The 15,627-nt window shown below is 74.2% G+C and carries 12 protein-coding genes; 3 read left to right on the forward strand and 9 right to left on the reverse strand.

Annotated elements, in window-relative coordinates; translation table 11 throughout:
- Nucleotides 1-98: 98 nt before the first annotated feature.
- Nucleotides 99-455 (reverse strand): DoxX family protein, encoded by a 357-nt coding sequence (locus ACWEO5_RS34285; protein WP_452166019.1) that lies wholly within the window; start codon nt 453-455, stop codon nt 99-101.
- A 148-nt stretch (nt 456-603) separates the two neighbouring features.
- Between ACWEO5_RS34285 and ACWEO5_RS34290 the strand changes: the two genes are divergently transcribed.
- Entirely contained in the window at nt 604-1,455 is an 852-nt protein-coding gene (locus ACWEO5_RS34290; protein WP_452166020.1) for a LysR family transcriptional regulator, read from the forward strand.
- Nucleotides 1,456-1,597: 142 nt separating this feature from the next.
- Here ACWEO5_RS34290 and ACWEO5_RS34295 read toward each other — a convergent pair whose 3' ends face one another.
- The 6 genes from ACWEO5_RS34295 to ACWEO5_RS34320 form a co-directional block, all read right to left on the reverse strand.
- Nucleotides 1,598-2,101: a rhodanese-like domain-containing protein gene (locus ACWEO5_RS34295; RefSeq protein ID WP_452166021.1), complete on the reverse strand. Its 504-nt coding sequence runs from the start codon at nt 2,099-2,101 to the stop codon at nt 1,598-1,600.
- A gap of 311 nt (nt 2,102-2,412) precedes the next feature.
- A complete protein-coding gene (locus tag ACWEO5_RS34300) occupies nt 2,413-3,015 on the reverse strand; it encodes a TetR/AcrR family transcriptional regulator (RefSeq protein WP_452166022.1) in 603 nt (200 codons plus the stop codon).
- A gap of 32 nt (nt 3,016-3,047) precedes the next feature.
- Nucleotides 3,048-4,010, reverse strand: coding sequence for a quinone oxidoreductase family protein (locus ACWEO5_RS34305; protein WP_452166023.1), 963 nt, complete (start codon nt 4,008-4,010; stop codon nt 3,048-3,050).
- 742 nt (nt 4,011-4,752) lie between these two features.
- Complete coding sequence (locus ACWEO5_RS34310) at nt 4,753-5,088, reverse strand: hypothetical protein (RefSeq protein WP_452166024.1); 336 nt, start codon at nt 5,086-5,088, stop codon at nt 4,753-4,755.
- Between the two features lie 151 nt (nt 5,089-5,239).
- Entirely contained in the window at nt 5,240-7,258 is a 2,019-nt protein-coding gene (locus ACWEO5_RS34315; RefSeq protein ID WP_452166025.1) for a methyltransferase domain-containing protein, read from the reverse strand.
- 1,305 nt (nt 7,259-8,563) lie between these two features.
- Nucleotides 8,564-9,343, reverse strand: a complete 780-nt coding sequence (locus ACWEO5_RS34320) for a hypothetical protein (protein ID WP_452166026.1) — start codon at nt 9,341-9,343, stop codon at nt 8,564-8,566.
- 195 nt (nt 9,344-9,538) lie between these two features.
- On the opposite strand from ACWEO5_RS34320, the gene ACWEO5_RS34325 reads away from it, so the two are divergent.
- Complete coding sequence (locus ACWEO5_RS34325) at nt 9,539-11,653, forward strand: protein kinase domain-containing protein (protein WP_452166027.1); 2,115 nt, start codon at nt 9,539-9,541, stop codon at nt 11,651-11,653.
- A gap of 783 nt (nt 11,654-12,436) precedes the next feature.
- Complete coding sequence (locus ACWEO5_RS34330; RefSeq protein ID WP_452166028.1) at nt 12,437-13,693, forward strand: hypothetical protein; 1,257 nt, start codon at nt 12,437-12,439, stop codon at nt 13,691-13,693.
- Nucleotides 13,694-13,884: 191 nt separating this feature from the next.
- Here ACWEO5_RS34330 and ACWEO5_RS34335 read toward each other — a convergent pair whose 3' ends face one another.
- Nucleotides 13,885-14,022 carry a MarR family transcriptional regulator gene (locus ACWEO5_RS34335; RefSeq protein WP_452166029.1) on the reverse strand — a complete coding sequence of 46 codons (138 nt, stop codon included), beginning with the start codon at nt 14,020-14,022 and terminating at the stop codon, nt 13,885-13,887.
- Nucleotides 14,023-14,328: 306 nt separating this feature from the next.
- On the reverse strand, nt 14,329-15,483 hold the full coding sequence (locus tag ACWEO5_RS34340) for a nitroreductase/quinone reductase family protein (RefSeq protein ID WP_452166030.1): 1,155 nt from the start codon (nt 15,481-15,483) through the stop codon (nt 14,329-14,331).
- Between the last annotated feature and the right edge of the window lie 144 nt (nt 15,484-15,627).

Here is a 15,627-nt window from a genome sequence, read left to right on the forward strand (position 1 = left end):
GGCCGGAAGCCCTCGTACTGGATGTACTTGGGTTTTCGGCCGGTGCGGCGAGAGTGCGTGCCGGGCGTCGCGACGGGCGAAGGTCGCCTGACGCGACACTAGCCGATGGACAGCCAGAGGGCCGCGGCCGCGGCGGCCAGGAGGGCGAGGTTGAGGCCGATCCGGCGGTCGCCACCGGTCAGGTGGACCGGGATGGCGCCGAGTTGGAGCAGGAGGAGGCCGGTGGCGGCGGCCGGGGCGAGCCAGGGCGCGGTGCCGGTCAGCGGGGGCAGCAGCAGGCCCGCGGCACCGAGGAGTTCGAGGGTGCCCAGGGTGCGTAGGACGGGCAGCGGGACGCGGTCGACCCAGGCCATCATCGGGCGGAGCCGGTCGGGGCTGCGGAGCACTTTGAGCGCGCCCCCGTAGAGGTAGACGAGGGCGAGCAGCCCGGCGACGATCCAGTAGGCGATTTCCATGGTTCCCGTCCGTGGGGGGGACACCGCTGCGCGGGCCCGTCGGTGGCGCGGACCTGACCGGCCGCGCTCGGACGAGTCCACCGCCAGGGCCGGACGGCTGTCCAAGACCCGTTCCGCACGGCCGATACCGGATGGGTATCGTCGCAGCGTGGAGCTACGAACCCTGCGGTACTTCGTGGCGGTCGCCGAGGAACTGCACTTCGGCCGGGCCGCCCGCCGCCTGCACATCAGCCAGCCACCGCTGAGCCGGGCGGTCCGGCAACTGGAGGCCGACCTCGGTGCGCTGCTGCTCGTCCGCTCGCCCTCCGGCGTCGCGCTCACCGCGGCGGGTGCGGTGCTGCTGGAGGAGGCGCGGTCGCTGCTGGCCGGCGCCGAACGGGCCCGGTCGCGGGTGGCCGCGGCGGCCGGGCGCACGGGCCTCACCGTCGGCATCCTGGGCGACAGCACCGATCCGGGGGTGTCCCGCTCGGCGGCCGCCTTCCGCCGCAGCCGTCCGGACGTCGACGTCCGGGTCCGGGAGACCGACCTGACCGATCCGACCTGCGGGCTGCGCGCCGGGCTGGTGGACGTCGCGCTGACCAGGGCGCCGTTCGACGGGACGGGCCTGGCGGTGCGCACGCTGCGGGCCGATCCGGTGGGGGTGGTGGTGCGCGCGGACGACCCGCTGGCCCGCCGCGAGCGGCTGCGGCTCGTCGAGCTGGCCGACCGGCGCTGGTTCAGGTTCCCGCCGGGCACCGATCCGCAGTGGCAGGCGTACTGGCACGGCGGCGTCCCGCGCGAGGGGCCGGTGGTGCGGGGCGTCCAGGAGTGCTTGCAGGCCGTGGTGTGGAGCGGCACCATCGGCCTGATGCCGCTCGGGCACGAGCTGCCCGCCGAGCTGGCCGTGGTGCCGCTGGTCGACCTGGCGCCGAGCAGGGTGGTGGTGGCGTGGAACGAGGGCAGCGGCGACCCGCTGGTCCGCGCGTTCGTCGAGACGGCGACGGCCGCGTACCGCGCCTGAGCCCCGGTCCGCACGGGCCCGGCACGCCTCGGCGGCCCTGCAGGCCCTGCCCTGCTTGCGGTACTTGTGGTGCTTGTGGTGCCTCCGGTACTTGCGGTGCTTGCGATGACCGGGCTTGCAGGGCTGGCTGTGCTTGCGCGGCTCAGCAGGCGCAGGAGATGCCGGAGCGCGGGGCGGTCAGGTCGTCGATCGGGCGCTGCTCGGTACCGGCGGCGGTGTCGTAGGCGAAGCCCTCGCGGGCCCAGTACTCGAAGCCGCCGAGCATCTCCTTGACCCGGTAGCCGAGCCGGGCGAAGGCCAGCGCCGCGCGGGTGGCGCCGTTGCAGCCGGGGCCCCAGCAGTAGGTGACCACGGTCAGCGACGGGTCGATCGACTCCGGTGCCCGCTCGGCGATCTGCGCGGTGGGGAGGTGGACGGCGCCGGGGATGTGCCCCTGGTCCCAGGCGGCCTTGCTGCGGGTGTCGACCACCACGATGCCGGGCACGCCGGCGGCCAGGTCGGCGTGGACGTCGGAGACGTCCGCCTCGAAGGCGAGCCGCGCCGCGTAGTGGGCGGCGGCCACGGCCGGGGTCGCCGCGGGGACGCTCAGGACGGCGCTGGTGACGGTAGCGGCGGTGGCGGTGGCGGTGACGTCGGCGGCGGACATGGGGGTGCCTCTTTCTGACGGTGCGGGGGTTCCGGGGCCGGGGCTCCGGGTACTGCTCCGGAGCGGGTTCCGGGGCCGGTGGCCGGTGGCCGGTGGCCGTTGGCCGGTGGCCGGTGGCCGTTGGCCGCTCCGGGGCCGGTGGCCGGTGGCCGTTCCGGTCGCCCGGTCGGCGACGGCTCCAGTCTCGCGGTACGCGCACCCGCCCCACGAGTGGCGTGACCGCCTACGGCCGCCAAGATCCCGCCAACCCGGCCGCCAGCCCGCGGTGCGCGCTGTCCCTCACTCACCGCTCCCTGCTCCCTGCTCCCCGTTCACCGTCTCGCCTCCGTCTCCCCGCGCAGGCGGGCGAGGCCGGTGTCCAGGGCGGCTTCCAGGTGGGTGGTGGCGCCGGTGGCCATCAGGATCAGCACACCGCCCTGGATCCCGGCCAGCAGCGCGGCGGCCTCCCGCTCGGCGTCCAGGGTCGGGGCGGCCGTGCCGTCGTCCTGCAGATGGCGAACGCCCGCAGCGAGTTGGCGCTGCCACTGGGCGAGCAGTTCGCAGGTGACCGCCCTGGTGGCGTCGGTGGCCCCGCCGAGCTGGGCGAGTGCCGTGTGCAGGGGACAGTTCACGCCCTGGGCGCGGTAGCGGGCGATCACCTTGTCACGCCACCGCCTCCAGGCGTCCCAGGAGGTGAGGGAGCCCAGCTCGGGCTGCTGGTCCTCGATCACCCGGGCCGCCTCGTGGCGGGCGACGGCGAGCAGCAGGTCGTCCTTCCCGGCGGGGAAGTAGTGGAAGAGCTGGCTCTTGCTGGTCGCGGTGCGGGCCATGACGTCTTCCAGCCGCACCGCGAACACCCCGTGCTCGCGGATCTGCTCGGCAGCGCCTTCGACGATGCGCTGCCGGGTGGCGGCGCCCTTGCGGGTCAGCGGCACGGTTCTCCTCCGGTGGGGCGGGACGCGGTGGTTCAGGGCAGCAGGAGCAGTTTGCCGGTGGTGCGGCGGGATTCGAGGTCGGCGTGCGCGCGGGCGGCGTCGGCGAGGGGGTAGCGACCGGTGATCCGCTGGACCAGCCGCCCGTCCCGGACCAGGTCGAACACCTCGCCGGAGCGCCGCACCAGGGCCTCGCGGGTGGCGACGTGGTGGTGCACGACCGGGTAGCTGAGCAGGATGCTGTTGGGCAGGTCGGTGGGCCGCAGGGTCGGAACGCCCATGAACGGTCCGTAGTAGGCGTGCACGCCGTGCGGGCGCAGCGAGAGCTGGGAGGAGCGGAAGGTGTCCGCGCCGCCGCCGTCGTAGACCACGTCGGCCCCGCGTCCGCCGGTGAGTTCGCGGATCCGGTCCTCGAACCCGGCGCCGGAGTGGACCAGGACGTGGTCGGCCCCGGCCTCCGCCGCTACCACCGCCTTCTCCTCCCGGGAGACCAGGCCGATCACCCGGCCGCCGCGGGCCCTCACCAGTTGAGTGAGCAGCCGACCCACGCCACCGGCCGCCGCGTGCACCACGGCGGTACTGCCGGGGGCGGCCGGGTAGGTCTCGGTGGTCAGGTGGTTGGCGGTCAGGCCCTGCATCAGCAGGCCGCCGGCGACCTCGTCCGACACACCGTCGGGCACCTTGACCAGCGCCTCCGCCGGGACGGCCAGCAGTTCGGCGTAGCTGCCGGGGTGGTAGAACCAGGCCACCCGGTCCCCGGTGGCCAGGCCGTCGACGCCCGGGCCGAGCCCGGTGACGTACCCCATTCCCTCGACGCCCAGGCCGGTCGGCGCCGCCCAGCCCGGTCCGCCCTGGGCACGGGCGCCGACGTCCATGTAGTTGACCCCGGCCGCGCCCAGCCGCACCAGCACCTCCCCCGGGCCCGGTACGGGGTCGGGCAGTTCGGTCCAGCGCATGGTCTCGGGGCCGCCGTGCTCCTCGATCCGGATCGCGTACATGGGACAGTGCCTTCCTGTTCGGGCCCGGTGGCACCCGGGCACGCTCAGCACACTAGGCAGCGAAAAATGGACCAGCAAGTCCAGAAAAGCGTGCCCAGGTGCGACTGGCAGCCCCGGCCTGCTCGGCGGGCGCAGCCTGCTCGGCGGGCTCGGCGGGCTCAGCTTGCTCGGCGGTAGCTTCCACGGCGCGCAACGTACGGAGGAACTCACGTCCGGCCTCGTGCCGGGTGTGGTCGTGGCGGCGCGCTGGGCGGCCGGTGGGGCCGGCGCCCCACAGCAGGCGTCCGGCCTCGAAGCCGACCCGGGTGCGCCCACCCGGCCCGGGTGCGGCTCGTCGCCGTGACCCGTACCCGGGCGCAGACCACGAACCCGGCGGGTCCGCCGGACTCCAGGACCAGGCACAGTGGCGGACGGCGGACCGGATCGTGGATCCAGCCCGTCGCGTGGGCCAGCATCCGCGCGCGCCCGTCTGGGTCGCACCCCCGGACGGTCAGCGGGTCGGAACTCTGTTGCAGGTTCATCGCCACCACTCCCTCGAAGCAGGCTTCGACTGTCTCCTCCCCTCGTTCCAGGCCGCGCCGCGCAGCAGGAGCGTCATGTGGCTGACGGCGTAGTACCAGACCCGAAAGCGCCGCCGCACGGTGAACGCCGTTGTGCTACCAGGGATGTGATCACTCGTCTCCCTGTGCTCCTCACCACTCTCCAGCCGGGAACCCCCGCACCCTTGCTCGTCCTCGTCAGTTCAGTTGCTCCCGGCGCCCCAGCAGGCGTACCCCCGTTCCAGTTCGGCGGCGTACTGCCGCAGGTCGAAGCGGACCTCCTCGATGGCGCCGCCGTCGACCCCGGGGTACACCAGACCACTCCACACCACGTTCCGCCCCCGCAGCCGGACCTGGATCTCGACCTCGGGCGCGTCGCTCCCGTCCCGCCCCAGCATGGCCACGTTCACGGTGCGGGCGCGGTCGGTGGGCCAGAGCGGGCCACCGGGACGGAGCAGCAGGCCCGGCGGTGCACCGGCCGCACCGGCGTGGCTGCGCGTGATCAGGTCGAGGCCGTCCACGAAGAGGTACGTGTGCACGGCCCCGCACTGCGGCGGCCCCGGGCAGACACCGGTCAGTAGCGTGCTGACCCGGCCCGGTAGCGGGCCCTGCCCTTGCCCCTGTCGCTGCCCGGGGCTGCCGGGGCTGCCGTCCGCACCCGCCGAGAGGGCGCGCACCGTGCGCGGAGGTCTACGCGGCACCGAACCTCCCGGGTACCCCGACCGTCCCGGTCGGCCCGGGTGTCCCGGATCCGTTTCCGGGCTGCGGGGGCGGGGCGGTGACCTGGGCCTGGTGGGCGGACTTCGGGCCGCCCAGGGTCCAGAGGTGCACGACGCCGTCCTGCGCGGACTTGGTGAACCAGGTGCCGTCGCCGAGCCCCTGGACGAGGCCGGTCACCGGGAAGGGGTAGTGGACCTGTGCGGTCACCCGGGGTTCGGCGTGGTCCGCGAACTCCGCGAGCCAGTGCCGACCGGTGCCGTGCTCGTCGTCGCTCTCGGCCGTTCCCACGATGGCCGTGTCCTCGTCGAGGAACCCGCCCGTGTAGTCGAAGTAGACCTGTGGTTCCTCCCAGTAGTCGGGATCGGGGGCGGGAGCGGGGTCCGGGGTGGCGTCGGGGTGCGGGGGCAGCAGGTCGGCGTGCAGTGCCGCGCTCACGGCTCCGTCGGAGGTCCGGTGTACGGCGAGGCGGTTCTGGGCGTGCGTCACGGTCAGCAGTCGGTGGCCGGAAGCGCTGACCGCGAGCAGGACGAGGTCCTCGTCCTGGAACCGGTCGACCGCGATGCGGGTCCCGCCGTCCCAGCGGCCCCACCGCAGGGGGCTGCCGTCCTGTCCTTCGCCGAGGCTGAGTCCCATCTGCTGCGGGTCGGGATGCGGCACGTGGAACGAGCCGACGGCTGCCGTACCCGTCTCCGTCCGTGCCAGTACCGTGCCGTCGGTGGCGTCGAGGACGAGCCACTCGTCCGTCGATCGCCCCGCCCCCGGGCCGTCCTGCACCAGCGGGCCCCGGACGTGGGCCCATACCAGGGCGCCGTCGGCGGAGAAGGCCACTGATCCGCGGCCCCCGTACCGGTGTTCCCGGCTGCTCAGGTGCTCCCCGTCCGCTTCGTGGCCGTCGCATCCGGCCCAGCAGCGGTGCCGGACCTCCCAACGGAGCGCCCCGGAACGGTCTACCGCCCGTAGCGCGTACGGTCCGGCGAAGACGGCGAGGTCGCCGGCGGGAGCCACCGCGTACTGGCCGACCCAGCGCGGCCACGGTGTCGGGAACCGGCTCTCCGCGACGACCCGCGCCGGATCGGAGCGGTCCAACTCCCGGACCACTACCTCTGCGTCCCCCCGCTGCACCAGGCGCCGCCGCCCGGCCGTCACTTCCACGGACGGCCCGTCGTCCGGCCTCGCGTAGGGGAAGGGGGCGGCGCAGGTGGCGACCAGACGCGCTGTCACGGTCACGGTGCTGTCACGGTCGTGGTCATGACGGTGTTCCGGAGCGGCGACGGGTTCTTCGGCGCCGCTCCGGGCCCGAGCACCGGCGCCGTCCCCGCTCGGGGCCGCCGGGTTCCCGTCGCCGACGGTGACCGGGGCGCGGTAGACCAGCAGGTACCGCCAGAACAGGAGCCTCCGCACCCGGGCACCGGGCAGCAGCACGGCAGCCTCCCGCGCCGTCTCCGCGTAGGTCATCGTCGGTGGTTTCACCGGCGCCCGGACCGCACCCGGCCCGACCGGGGCGGTGCCGCGGAGCCGCTCCGTGAGCGCGACGAGGGCGCGCGCGACCGCGTTGACCGGGACGGCGGCCAGGCTCCACAGCCAGTCCGTCCGGGACTTCTCCGGGTAGCAGCCCAGCACGACCAGCACCCCGCCCGGGGCCAGCGACTTCCGCAGCGCCCTGACGGTGTCGAACGGCACGTGGTGGAGGCTGGCCAGACAAGAAACGAAGTCGTAGTGGGCCCTGGGCAGTTCGCTCCGGGTCACGTCGGCGTGCCGGAAGTTCGGCGCCCCGTCGCCCGGACCACCGCCCGCCCCGGCGGCGGTCAACTCCCGCGCGGCCTCGATCGCCTCCGCCGAGGGATCGAGCGCGTCCACCTCGATCCCCGAGGCGGCCAGTCGCCGGGCGAAGCGGCCCGTCCCGCAACCGACGTCGAGCGCGGTGCGGCAGCCGGACGGGAGCTGGCGCAGCAGGAGGCGGTGGTAGTGGTCATTGTGGTCGAAGGGCATGGCAGTGACCCTGCCACAGCCCCGCCCCCTCTCCACGGTGGATTCCACCGCTTCCCCACCACTCCGCCCCCTCCGCCGATCGCCCGCCCGCACCACGCCGTTCACCGTGCCGGGCCGCGTCGTGCTCGGCGACACCGTGCTCGGCAACGCTCTGCTCGGCAGCATCGCACTCAGCAGCATCAGGAGCCGCCGCATCGGGCCCGGCCGTGTCTGGGACAGCCGCGCCGGGCCAGGCGGCGGCAGGCCCGGCCGCGCACTGCGGGAACGGCGGCCGCGCACTCCCGTTCGGCCCTGTCGGCCAGGACGGCCGCAGCCCGCATCACCGCCTGCTTGTCGCAGCCAGGTGATACGGCGCCGGACCTGCCGGACAGGCGCACAGCGGTGGCAACGGCCCGGCTCGGCGACGCCCGCGGCCCGGCCGCACGGGAGGCGATGGCGCGGGGTGTCGCCGGCCCGCACCGCTCCGGCGCACGGCAACTCGACTCCGTCCGGCGCGTGTTGGAGTGGTAGGAGCGCGAGAAGGCGTGCCCAGAAGGAGGTTGAACGGCCGGGCCGCACGGGCAGCGGCACGGACCCACGAGAACTGATCACTTGAGCAAGGATTCGCATGTCCCCAAAGTAACGAGGCGAGCACCGAGCGTCACTCATGCCAAGTGCCGTCTTGTTGGTGCACCTAGCCTCACCGAAAAGACGGTAGGAGGCTCCAGAGACAGGGCCCTTGCGATCGGCGAACCTTGGGATCGACGACGCCGGCCAGATGCCGGTGCCGCCCGGACAGGACGACATGACGCCGAGTCAGGAAGCGGAGGAGCCGGTGATGGACGTTCGCGTAGTGCTCAACAGGCCCGTGCTGCGTTGGGGTGCAGCCGTGACGGCGGTGGGTGCGGCGGCCTGCTCCTGGTGGGCGCTCGGCCCCGCACGCTCTCCGTCCACACGGCACCGGCGGCTGGAGTCGCCGCCGCGGCCGCAGCCCGGCGAGCGGGTACGGGCCCGGGAGACCGGGCCGGATCCGGGGCAGCAGCCCTCGCGGCCGACACCGCGGCTCGGTCCCGAGGCACGGCTCGCCCCGGCCCGTGACCAGCAGGAGCGGCTCGACCACGTACCGGACCCCGACAGGCGGGTCGTGGTCGGTGGATCCTCCGACCGGCGCCGAACCCACCACGCCAACTTCACCGCCCCGCAGGCCGCGGATCCGACCGGCCAACCCTTCACCCGCGCTGCCGGTCCGAAGCCGTACCGCTCCGCCAGGGGCCGCCACACCCCGCCGTCGGAGGCCCACATACCGGGAGTCTGCGCACCGGGCCGCTACGTACCGGGGGCTCGGCTCCCCTGATCCCGGCCGACGGGATCCCGGTCAACGGAGACCTGGCCGGCGGGTATCCGATCGGCGGGCGTCCGATCGGCAGGTCCTCCCTCGCCGATCGGGTGGCCGATCTCCGCGATGTCCCCGGCGAGGTCGGCGAGGTCCAGCTCCGGACTGAACACGCGCACGACCTCCTGGGTGAACGGCCGCAGGACGTACGGGTGACGGACGGCACCGAGGGTGACGTCCACCTCGTAGCACTCCTCGGCGAAGCTCCGGTACGCCTCGGAGCTGCCGTCCAGCAGCAGTGCGAACAGCCAAGCGGCGCCGCCGTCCTCCTCCGCGTCCCCCGGCGCGGGTGCGGGCTCTCCGGCCCGCCGGGCGGTGTCGGCCGCCTGGGGCCAGAAACCCACCGTGGCCTCCAACTGCCCGTTTCCGTCGGAGAACGCGGATTTCTCGGCCTGCGTCCGGAAGACCTCCGGCAGCCGGTCGAGCAGCCCGGGCCGCAGCCCCGCCGAGCCGCGTCCGGCCGGGCTCAGCGCGGATTCGTGGTCGAAGCCCCGGGCGAAAGCGCCCGCCGCCGTGAGGACGATCGAGTACGCGTACGCGTCCCCGCTTCCGTTCCGCTTCGAGGCCATCACCTCCCCCGGCGCCCACTGCGAATCGCACGAGTGGTACCGGTCTGCCCAGTTCGGGCTGAGAGCGGCGTCCAACACCGCCAGGGCACGGCAGCGCTCCAGAACGACCGACGCCCCGGGCAGGCTGCTGATCAGTTCGGTCACGTGCGTCCGCCCATCCACCCACCTTCCGTCGACGGCACCGGTAGCGGTGCCGGTCGTCCCCGGGCAGCTGACCGGGGAGGGTTCCGCGGCAGCGGTACGGCCGTCAAGCGGGCTGGTAGATTCCCGGACAGACCGGTCCGCACGTCCCGCGTCCCGTCGCGGCGCGTCACGGTCGGGGAGATCGGGGAGGCACTCTTGGCCGCAGGACGGGTACTCGCCGCGCGCTACCGGCTGGACGAGCTGATCGGCCGTGGCGGCATGGGCCAGGTCTGGCACGGGTGGGACGCGGCGCTGCGGCGCCGGGTGGCCGTCAAGCTGCTGCACACCGACCTGCACGACCCGCGCGGCACCGAGCTGTTCCTCAACGAAGCCCGGCTCGCGGCCGGCCTCGGTCACCCCGGCATCGTCACCGTCCACGACCTGGGCCACGAACCCGACGGAACGGCCTACCTGGTGATGGAGTTGCTCACCGGCACCGACCTGGCCGTCCGACTGCGGACGGACGGGCCACCGCCGCTCGCCGAGGCCGTGGGCTGGACGCTCCAGCTCTGCGACGCGCTCGCGTTCGCGCACGCCGCGCGGGTGGTTCACCGGGATTTGAAGCCCGCCAACCTGTTCCTCGCCCGGAACGGACGGCTGAAGATCCTCGACTTCGGCATCGCCAAGCACCGCGAGGGGCGGTCCGACTCGCACAGCCGGGTGATGGGCACCATGGCGTACATGCCGCCGGAGCGCTTCCACGGCCGCTCCGGCGACCACCGCGGAGACCTGTACGCGCTCGGCTGCGTGCTGTTCGAGTTCCTCACCGGGCGCCCGCCGTTCGGCGCGGGCGACCCCGTCCCGCTGATGCTGCGTCACCTGTCCGAACCGGCCCGGCCTCCCGGCCACGAAGCCCCCGGCCCGGTCCCTCCGGAACTCGACCGTCTGGTCCTCGACCTGCTCGCCAAGGATCCGGACGAGCGCCCCCGGTCCGCCAGCGAGGTGATCGACCGGCTCCGCCGGCTACCCGCCTTCCCCGCTCCCACCCCCGCCCCGGAGGTGCACTTCCCGGCCGACCGGAACACCGTTCGCCTGCTGTCCCGAGCTGATCCTCCCCAGGTCGATCCAGCCCAGATCGATCCAGCCCGGGTCGATTCGCCGCCCATCGGCCCACCTCCGGCCGCCCTACCGACAGCCGTGACCGCCCCGTTGCCCGCACCCGCCCCGACCCTCCTGGCGGACACCCTGCCGGTCACCCTCCCGGAACCCGGTCCGCACGCCGAGGAGTCGGTGTACGTCGACTGGATCCGCACCCTGCACGCCGCCGGTCAGCTCCCGTCACCGGAACGGATGCTGGCCCGGCACGGCCGCGGTTACCAGTCCGGCGCCTGGGCCGCCGCGGTGGCCGGGTCCTGGCCGGCTGCGAGCCTCGGCACACTGCTGGCCACCTACGAGAACGCCCGGCTCTCCCGCCTCGCCAACGAGATCGTCCGGAGCATCCCCACCCACCGCGAACCCGCCGAACTCCCCGCCGTCCTGGCCGGACTGCGCGCGGCCGACCAGCAACTCCGGCTCAGCATGCTGACCGCCGCGCTTGAAGCCCCTGGCCCACGCATCCCGCCCCCGGCGCCACCAGTGGCACCGTCCGTGACACCACACCCGGTCGTTCCCGGCACGGCGGGCCGTACCGAGCTGTACGCCAAGCTCGCCCTCCGCACCCGCGCCGTCGAGGCGGAGCGCACCGCACTGCTCGCCCGGCTCGCCCGCGGGGTGCGTACCCTCGCCACCCGGCCCGTGGTGCCGCCGTTCGCGGCAGTGGTCGCGGCGGTGGGCACGCTCACCGCCGCAGGAGACGCGGACGAGGCCGCGTTCCTCGACTGGATCGGGGCGCAAACCTCCGGCCCGGCCCGCTTCCGGGCCGAGTGGCTGCCCACCCTGCACCAGGTCAGGCACTCGGGGATCTCACCGGACGACCTGGTGTCGGCAGTCGCCCGGGCCTGGCCGGCGGCCGAACTCGGCGCGGTGGTGGCCGCGTTCCACGCCTCCGGACAGTTCGCGGTCGCGGCGCAGCTGGTCCGGCTGGCCCCGTCGGTGCGCGCGCCCACGGAGTTCCCCGATCTGGTGACCGGGTTCCGTCGGGCGGGCCAGCACGGTCGGCTGGAGGTCCTGCTCTGGGAAGTCAGCCGGTCGGCCCCGCTGTCCGTGGCGGCCGCCGCAGCGGCTCTCACCCTCGCCGGGGAGCACGACGCCGCGACCGCAGTCCTGCGCCCCCGCTCGATGACACTGGCAGAACACCGGAACCTCCTGCTCAACAGGAGCCCGCACCACTGACCGCACCGCCCCGACCCACCACACCCTGGCTCACCACAACCCGACCCACCACAACCCAACTCGTCCCAGCCCGACTCACCCCAGCCCGACTCGCCCCGCCGGTTCCCCAGCGCGCCCGGTGGTGGACGCTGTCGTCCAGCACAGCCGGCGTCCGTTCGAGGAGACCGGTGAACGCGGACACCGGTAGTCCGACGGTGAAGTCCCAGCCCACGTGCCTGGCGTGGCGCAGCGGGTGCTTCTCCTGCCAGAACGCGAAGGTGCGCGCCAAATCGTCGCCGGCGCGGAACAGCGGGCGAGCAGGTTACCCGTGGTGGGCCACCGGCCAGGGTCCGGTGGTGCTCGTGGCGATTGGCGGCATCGGTAGCAGCGTTGGCGTCAGCTGCCGGGGAACTCTCCAACAGGTGCCGGTGGTTGGCCTCCGGTGGCAGAACGGGCCAGGGACGCGGCTCCCTGGTGCCGGCCCGCAGTCGATCGGCCTCCCAGCTTGGGGGTGCCTGAACTGCGCGACGATAGCCGTGTTGTCGTCGCAGGTCAGCAGCTTTTCGACTGCCCACGGGTCAACCCGGTGCAGATGTCCGCCACCATCGCCGCTCTCGGCGGCGAACCCGCCCCCGTACCCCCAGCACGATCGTCACGGCCCGATCGCACCAGGACTCCCCGAGCGGACGCAAGCACGCTCCCGGCTCAATGGGAAGTTGCAGGGCAAGGGGGGTTCGACGGCAGACTCTAGGGTGGGGCGGCCAGGTTCTCGCAGCGTTCCCCGTCCGTGACTGGAAGATCTCCATGAGCGTCACCGCCCGTCCCGTCGCCACCATCGCCGCACCGTTCGGCCCACTCGGCCCACTCGGCCCACTCGGCCAGCCGGGCCCGCCTGATCTGCCCGGCCGGACCGGCCTGCCCAGCCAGCCCGGCTCGCCCGGTCCGCTTCCGGTCGAGTCGCCGCGGCTGGGGGTGTTCGCCGGTGGACGACGGCTGGTCGTGCAGCAGGGGGACGCCGAGGTGGTGGCCGTGGCGCTGGGCGGTGCGGAGGGTCCGGGTGTCCCGGTGGGGGCGGTGCGTTTCCCGGCGCCGTGGCCGCGCCGGTTCGGGACGGCTGCGGTGCTGCCGGGGCTGGAGGTCGCGGTGTTCACGGGCACGCACGCGCTGCGGGCGGTGGCGGCGGACGGATCGACGGTGTGGGAGGTGCGGCACGGCTGCTGGGTCTGCGGGTCGCCGCACCCGTCGTTCGAGGCGTACGCGGACGACCCCGAGCATCGTTTCCCGGACGGCGGCTCGGTCGCCCCCGGCCCGGACGGCACACTGCTGTGGGCGCACGTGCCAGGGCCGTTGGAGGGCGACGACGCAGCCCCGGCGGACGGTCACGAGCTGTGGCTGGTGCTGGACGCCGCGACCGGGCGGGTACTGGGCCGGGCGGCGACGGAGACCGTGGCCTCGGGGTCCGTTCACCTCGCCGGTCCGGATCCGTCCCGGATGGGGCTGAACATCGGCGTGGGCGAGGAGGGCTCGCCCACCCTGCGGGGGCGGTGGGACGGGCGGCAGTTGGTCGTCGAGCGGCGCGCGGAGGAAGAGTTCCTGCTGGCGGTGAGCCCGTCCGGACGGCGACTGCTCGAAGTCGACACCGGCCAGTGGTCGTTGCTCCTGCTGGACGCCGACAGCGGGCAGGCCCTGGCCCAACTGGACGCCGAGGGCACCGTGCCCCCGCCACCGGGCAGCGGCAGCAGCAGTGACAGCGATGACAGCAGTGACGCCGGCAACGTCAACGACCGGGTGTACTGGGACTTCGACGCGGCGTTCCTGGACGAGGACACCCTCGTCGTGGGGACGTCCGAGTCCGACCGGAAATCCGGCCGGGCCCGGCACTGGCTGGTCGACGTCCTGACCGACCCGGCCACCGGCCGTCCGTCAGGATTGGCCCTGCGGGGTGAGATCGCCTACCCGACCGGCTCCCACGCCACGGGCCCGGTCCTCACGACGGGCGGCGGCGCCTGGGCGACGGTCTCGGCGGACGGCGGCGCGGTGCAACTGTGGGAGTCGGCCTGACGGGCCTCGCGGCCGGGGGTGGGCCTCGCGGCCGGGGTCAGTCGGCCTCTGCGGTGCCCTGTTCGTAGGCGGCCATGGTGCGGACGAACAGGGTGCGTTCGGCGGGGGTGGGGGGGCGAACGCGGTGCGCCAGGAGGCGGAGCCGTTGGCGAGCCAGCGTTCGACGGCGGTGCGGGTGGTGGGGTCGGCGGTCAGCGAGACGATGGTGCGCCCCGGTCGGCCGGGTCGGGGTGGCGTTCCAGGACGCCCTGGCGGGTGAGGTCGCCGATCATCAGGCTGGCGGTGGTGTGGGCGACTTCGAGGCGTTCGGCGAGCGCTCCGACCGGCATCGGCCCGTCGAAGACCAGGTAGGCCAGCAGCGAGAGGTGTCGGGGGGGCGAGTTGGAATCCGGCCAGCGCCTCGGGGGCGGCGGTCCGCTTGACCCGGGCGGCGACCCGGGGCATAAGCAGCAGCATCGCCCGGACGGCGTCGTCCGCGGACAGTCCGTCTCCGAGGCCGTCTCCGAGGCCGTCTCCGAGGCTGTCTCCGAGGCTGTCTCCGAAGTTGTTTCCGGGGCCGTCTTCGGGGCCGTCTCCGGCGGCCTCACCGGGGCTCGCTCCAGGTCCGGACGGGGCGGACGGGGTGGACGGGCCGGTCATGCGCCCTCCCGGGTCGGTGCGCGCCGAGGTCCGGACCCGCCGTTGCGGGGCCGGACCTCACGGTACCGGACGGCCGGCCAGCGCTCGGGGTGCGGGGCGGACGGGGCGAGCAGGTGTTCCTCCTCGTAGGCGAAGTGCGCCTCCAGGCCGTCGGTGAGCCAATCGAGTTCGGCGCGCAGCGTGGCGGGGTCGTCGGTGCCGGGGGTGACGAGGTGGGCTTCGAAGCGGGTGAGGGCTTCGGCGACGGTGCGGTGGTCGGCGCGCAGCCGGGTGAGGGCGGGGGTGAGTTGCGGGTACTGCCGCTGGAAGGCGGTGAACGCGCCTTCCTCCCGGATGTGGTGCATGTCGAGGCCGTGGCAGAAGCTCAGGCAGTGGGCCCGGAGCTGGGCGGCCAGGTCGGGCCCGGACGCGACACCGGCGCCCGTCCCCACTCCCGCACTCGCACCCACCTCCGCACCCACCTCCGCCCCCGCACCCGCACCCGCACCCGCACCCGCACCGTCCAACCGGGCGCGCAGGTCGGCGAGTTGGCGGCGCAGGTCCTCGTGGTGGAGCCGGAGCTGTCCGACGATCGCGGCGGGCAGTGCGGGGTCGCCGGAGAGGTCGAGGGGGTGCAGGGCGATGACCGGGATGGTCCGGCCGGCGCGGTCGGCGTACTCGGCGAAGGCGGGCACGCGGCGGGCCTGTTCGGCGTACTGGCGGGCGCGTTCGTCGGGGTCGAGTTCGACGGGGCGGACGGAGTGGGCGACGGTGCCGCCCGCGCCGTCGGGGAGTTCGGCGGTGCCGCCGCCGGCGGCGAGCAGGTTGCGGTACCAGAGCGGGTGCTGCGGGGCGCCGCCGTTGGAGCCGAAGACCAGGTACCGCACCCCGCGCCACACCCCGCACCCCGCCACACCCCGCCCCGCGCCACACCCCGCACCCCGCCACACCCCGCGCCGCGGCGCGCCGCGCCCGGCCACCCGCCTGCTCCGCACACGTCCTTCGACTCCTGTACGCACAGGGGTTGACGTGGTCGCGCAGACAGCCCTAACTTCACGTCTTGAAAAAGGTCCAGACCAAAGCCGGCAGGGCTGCTGGCCACCACCATGTTGATCCCCCGTCAGGGGGATGTTCGGCCCTGCCCGGACCACTCCGGACGCTCCCTCAGGCATCGCTTCGCGTTCACTTCATGAACGAGTGAACGTTCTCCCCCACGAGGAGCCGCCTTGATCCGCCCCCGTTCCCGCACGGCCCTGCGCGCCGCCCGCTCCCGTACGGCCCCGCGCGCCGCCCGCTCCCGCACGGCCCTGCGCACC

The organism is Kitasatospora sp. NPDC004272 (assembly GCF_053603035.1).